Source organism: Psychrobacter sp. A3, from assembly GCF_028823565.1.
Taxonomy (GTDB): Bacteria; Pseudomonadota; Gammaproteobacteria; order Pseudomonadales; family Moraxellaceae; genus Psychrobacter; species Psychrobacter celer.
Genome location: NZ_JAPEHS010000131.1, coordinates 1 through 4,130 on the forward strand (window position 1 = coordinate 1; position 4,130 = coordinate 4,130).

Sequence of the window (4,130 nt, forward strand, 5' to 3'; positions counted from 1 at the left end):
GCGCTTGGCGCGCGTACTGGTCAATGATTGCGGCTCAGGGGTGATGCGTCATGCCGATGCCGGCTACGAGCTGGCAATCAAAACCGCCAAGGACTATGGTTTACATCTGCCGATGATTAAATAGCTTGCTACTGTCCTTATATGCTCGGATGATATAAGGACATCATCAACACTTTATCAAGGACGATAATATGTCTGAACGTGATATTTTGCCTCCAGGCAGCTCTGTGCCTAGAACGCCTCTAGACAGTCCAGCGCCTGCTAGCCTACGGTCTGAAAAGCTGCTATCCAAACCCATCGCACTAATACAGCTAATCGTATGTAGTGCTATTGGCTTGGTGATGTTTTTTGTGCCCTTTACCATCGGTGACAAAAGCACGATTTTGTTTGATCATGGGGCCACTTATCTGGTCACTCAGCAACACACTTTATCTGTGACCTTGTTATTTTTGCTGATGATATTTGGTGTTAGCAAGCCATTCATAGACGGTTCATGGCGCAAAAACCTCACCCACAAGACCCTGACCGTGTTTAAGATAATCGGTTTGGTTTTGGCGGTGATGTATATGACTGGCACCGCCCCTGCCTATATGATGGAAGCTGATATGCTGCCATTTTTGTTTGAAAAGCTGGCATTACCCGTGGGTATGATTGTACCTATTGGGGCATTAATCTTGGCTTTTTTGGTGGGTTTTGGTTTGCTTGAGATGGTCGGTGTGCTGATGCAGCCGATTATGAAACCGATTTGGAGAACGCCTGGCTCATCAGCTATTGACGCCGTTGCGTCTTTTGTGGGTAGTTACTCTATTGGTTTATTGATTACCAATCGTGTGTACCTACAAAAACAATACTCAGCGCGTGAAGCCGTCATTATTGCGACTGGGTTTTCTACGGTATCGGCAGCGTTTATGGTGATTGTTGCCAAAACCTTAAACTTGATGGAGTTTTGGAATGTATTTTTTTGGTCAACACTGGTGATTACCTTTATCGTCACCGCTATTACCGCTCGTATTCCGCCCATCAGCCTTTTTGACAATGACGTTGAACGCCCGCCACTCGATCATACCCGTGGCAAACGGCTGGCCGCCGCTTTTGATTTAGGCTTAGCGATGTCGCGTCAGGCAACTGACCTAAAACAGATTTTATGGTCCAATTTTCGCGATGGTCTGATGATGGCTGCTGCCATTGTGCCCTCGATTATTGCTGTCGGGCTGACCGGTCTTTTGTTAGCCAAATACACCCCGGTGTTTGATGTATTGGGTCTGCTTTTGTATCCATTTACGTGGCTCGGCGGCTTGCCAGAGCCTTTAGTGGCTGCTAAAGGTATGTCTGCTGGGCTCGCTGAAATGTTTTTGCCAGCCCTACTACTCAGTGAGACAGATATCCTAACACGCTACGTCGCTGGGGTGATATCGATTAGCAGCGTGCTGTTTTTTTCTGCCATGATTCCGTGTGTACTTGCAACAGAAATTCCATTATCGGTTGGCAAAATGATCGTCATATGGTTTGAGCGTGTGGCCCTTAGCGTCCTACTCGCAGCCGCGTTCGGACATTTTGCTATGTATGTAGGCTGGATGGCTTAAATCGCATCATCTTCCAGCATCAGCGCCGAGCCGATACCATTAAGTAAATCAGAACACTAAAGCATATTATTCATATTGTTTTTAACTTTGGGACTCTCCTATGACCGCTATCAAAACCCTGACTCTCCATCCACGTAAGCTAAGCTTTGAGATGCTACGTGATATCTATAATCACCCTGTCCACCTCACCTTACCCGCCAGCGCTTATGAGGCAATCGATGCCTCACATGACGATGTACGTACCATCATCGCACGTGATAAGAGCGCTTATGGTATCAATACTGGTTTTGGTCTATTAGCCAAGACCCGTATCAGCGACGACCAGCTCGAACTGCTTCAACGCAACCTGATCATCTCGCACTCAGTGGGTACGGGTGAGGCGCTACCAGACAACGTGGTCAGGCTAATTATGGTGATGAAAGTAGCCAGCCTCGCTCAAGGCGCCTCTGGCGTCCGCCGCGAGGTCGTCGATAGCTTACTTGGCTTAATTAATCATCAAATTACGCCAAACATTCCGGCCAAAGGCTCCGTTGGGGCTTCTGGTGACCTTGCGCCTTTATCGCATATGACGCTGGCGATGATGGGCGAAGGCGATGTCTATGTTGACGGCAAAAAAGTCCCCGCCGCTGAGGCACTAGCGCAGCATGGTCTTGAGCCTATCACCCTAGCAGCCAAAGAAGGCCTTGCCCTTATCAATGGTACACAGGTCTCAACGGCACTGGCATTGCGTGGTTATTTCTTAGCAAGAGATTTACTTGAGACCGCCACCATCGTCGGCTCCATGTCTATTGATGCCGCCAAAGGCTCGGATGCGCCATTTGATGCCCGTATTCATGAGGTGCGTGGTCATCACGGTCAGATAGAGATCGCCAAAGCGCATCGTCAGCTGATTAAAGGCAGTGCTATTCGTGCTTCGCACAATGACGAGCAAGATGATCGCGTGCAAGATCCGTATTGCTTACGCTGTCAACCACAAGTGATGGGCGCTTGCCTTGATATCATCAACCAAGCAGGCAAGACGTTATTAATTGAATCCAATGCAGTAACGGATAATCCCCTTATTTTTAACAATGAAGATGGTCCAGTGGCTATCTCAGGGGGTAACTTCCATGCCGAGCCAGTGGCCTTTGCCGCAGATATGCTCGCTTTAGCAATCGCTGAGATTGGCTCTATGTCTGAGCGCCGTGTGGCATTATTGATTGATGCAACCTTATCAGGTGGCTTACCGCCATTTTTGGTAGAAAATGCGGGGGTAAACTCCGGCTTTATGATTGCTCACGTCACGGCAGCAGCGCTGGCTTCAGAAAATAAGTCTATGGCTCACCCAGGCAGTGTCGATAGCATCCCAACCTCTGCCAACCAAGAAGACCATGTGTCGATGGCCACCTATAGCGCCCGCCGCCTATATGAGATGGCGCAAAATACCGCTACCATCGTTGGTATTGAGCTATTGGCTGCTGGTCAAGGGATTGACTTCCATCATAACCTTGCTACTTCCGAAGCATTACAGGCTGCGCATCAAACGCTGCGTGAACAGGTGAATTTTTATGACAAAGATCGCTACCTAGCCCCCGATATCGAAGCGGCAAAACAGCTGGTATTAGATGGCGCACTGACAAAGCATTGGCAGGCATTGCGTAGCGATTGGTACGAGTCTAAATAAATAGCATCCTTCTATAGTAAGTGCTAAATCAAAAGAGTACAGCTTTTATGGCGTGCTACTGGGATGAATTTTATGCAGCCTCTGGAGTGACGAAGTCACACAGCAAGCAAAGAAAATTTATACCAGTCGCACTGTACTTATTTTATAGCGGATCGACTATACACAAGCAATACGGATTAAAGGAAATCAGCGATGAGCCTACCAATGCCTGACACAGCCGTGAGCCACAGTGCCGCTGATATGAGCCGCTGGACTGGACGTGCCGAGCCGTTTGAGTCTGCACGCGCCCGCTATTGGTATCAAATAGCGCAGCCTTATAGCTTTGATAGCAGCAGTCAACAACACAACCAGCAAAACGGCCAGCGCATTGGACTGGTTGGTTTTGCTTGTGACCAAGGCGTCAGACGTAACCAAGGACGCGTGGGAGCCAGAGCGGCGCCGCCTTTGATTCGTCAGGCATTTGCTGCGCTGCCCGTCATCGCCGAGTTACAACAACGCTTTGATGGGCAACTATCAACGCTACTGGGTGATGCTGGTGATATACATTGTCATGATAATGATGATTTTGCCGAGCGTAGCCTTGAGCAAGCTCAATTAACCTATGCTGATAAAGTCAGTCACATTATCCAGCAAGGCGGCCTGCCCGTCGGACTTGGTGGTGGTCATGCCATCGCTTATGGTAGCTTTTTGGGATTGTGGCAGGCGCTACAGCAGGCAGATGCTACCAGTAACAACGATGCGCCGCTGCGTATTGGCATTATTAACTTTGATGCGCATCTGGACATTCGTCAGTCTGATGTCGCCACCTCTGGTACACCCTTTCGCCAAATAGCCGAGCACCTTGAAGCACAAGATCAGCCATTTCATTATTGCTGTATCGGCGT

The 4,130-nt window shown here is 48.9% G+C and carries 4 protein-coding genes; all 4 read left to right on the forward strand.

All coding sequences use genetic code 11. The features are described 5' to 3' along the window. Positions 1-124, forward strand: a 124-nt coding sequence (locus NK638_RS11960) for a hypothetical protein (RefSeq protein WP_274633187.1), incomplete at its 5' end; no start/stop codon positions are given. A gap of 67 nt (positions 125-191) precedes the next feature. After that, positions 192-1,583 (forward strand): YjiH family protein, encoded by a 1,392-nt coding sequence (locus NK638_RS11965; protein WP_274633184.1) that lies wholly within the window; start codon positions 192-194, stop codon positions 1,581-1,583. 100 nt (positions 1,584-1,683) lie between these two features. Then, on the forward strand, positions 1,684-3,246 hold the full coding sequence (hutH, locus tag NK638_RS11970; protein WP_274633185.1) for a histidine ammonia-lyase: 1,563 nt from the start codon (positions 1,684-1,686) through the stop codon (positions 3,244-3,246). A 192-nt stretch (positions 3,247-3,438) separates the two neighbouring features. After that, positions 3,439-4,130 (forward strand): arginase family protein (locus NK638_RS11975; protein WP_274633186.1); only part of this gene is annotated, 692 nt, incomplete at its 3' end.

What these genes read in the sequence shown, in the direction of transcription:
- hutH (WP_274633185.1), top strand. Translation starts at nt 1,684, where the DNA reads ATGACCGCTATCAAAACCCTGACTCTCCATCCACGTAAGCTAAGCTTT.
- NK638_RS11965 (WP_274633184.1), top strand. Translation starts at nt 192, where the DNA reads ATGTCTGAACGTGATATTTTGCCTCCAGGCAGCTCTGTGCCTAGAACG.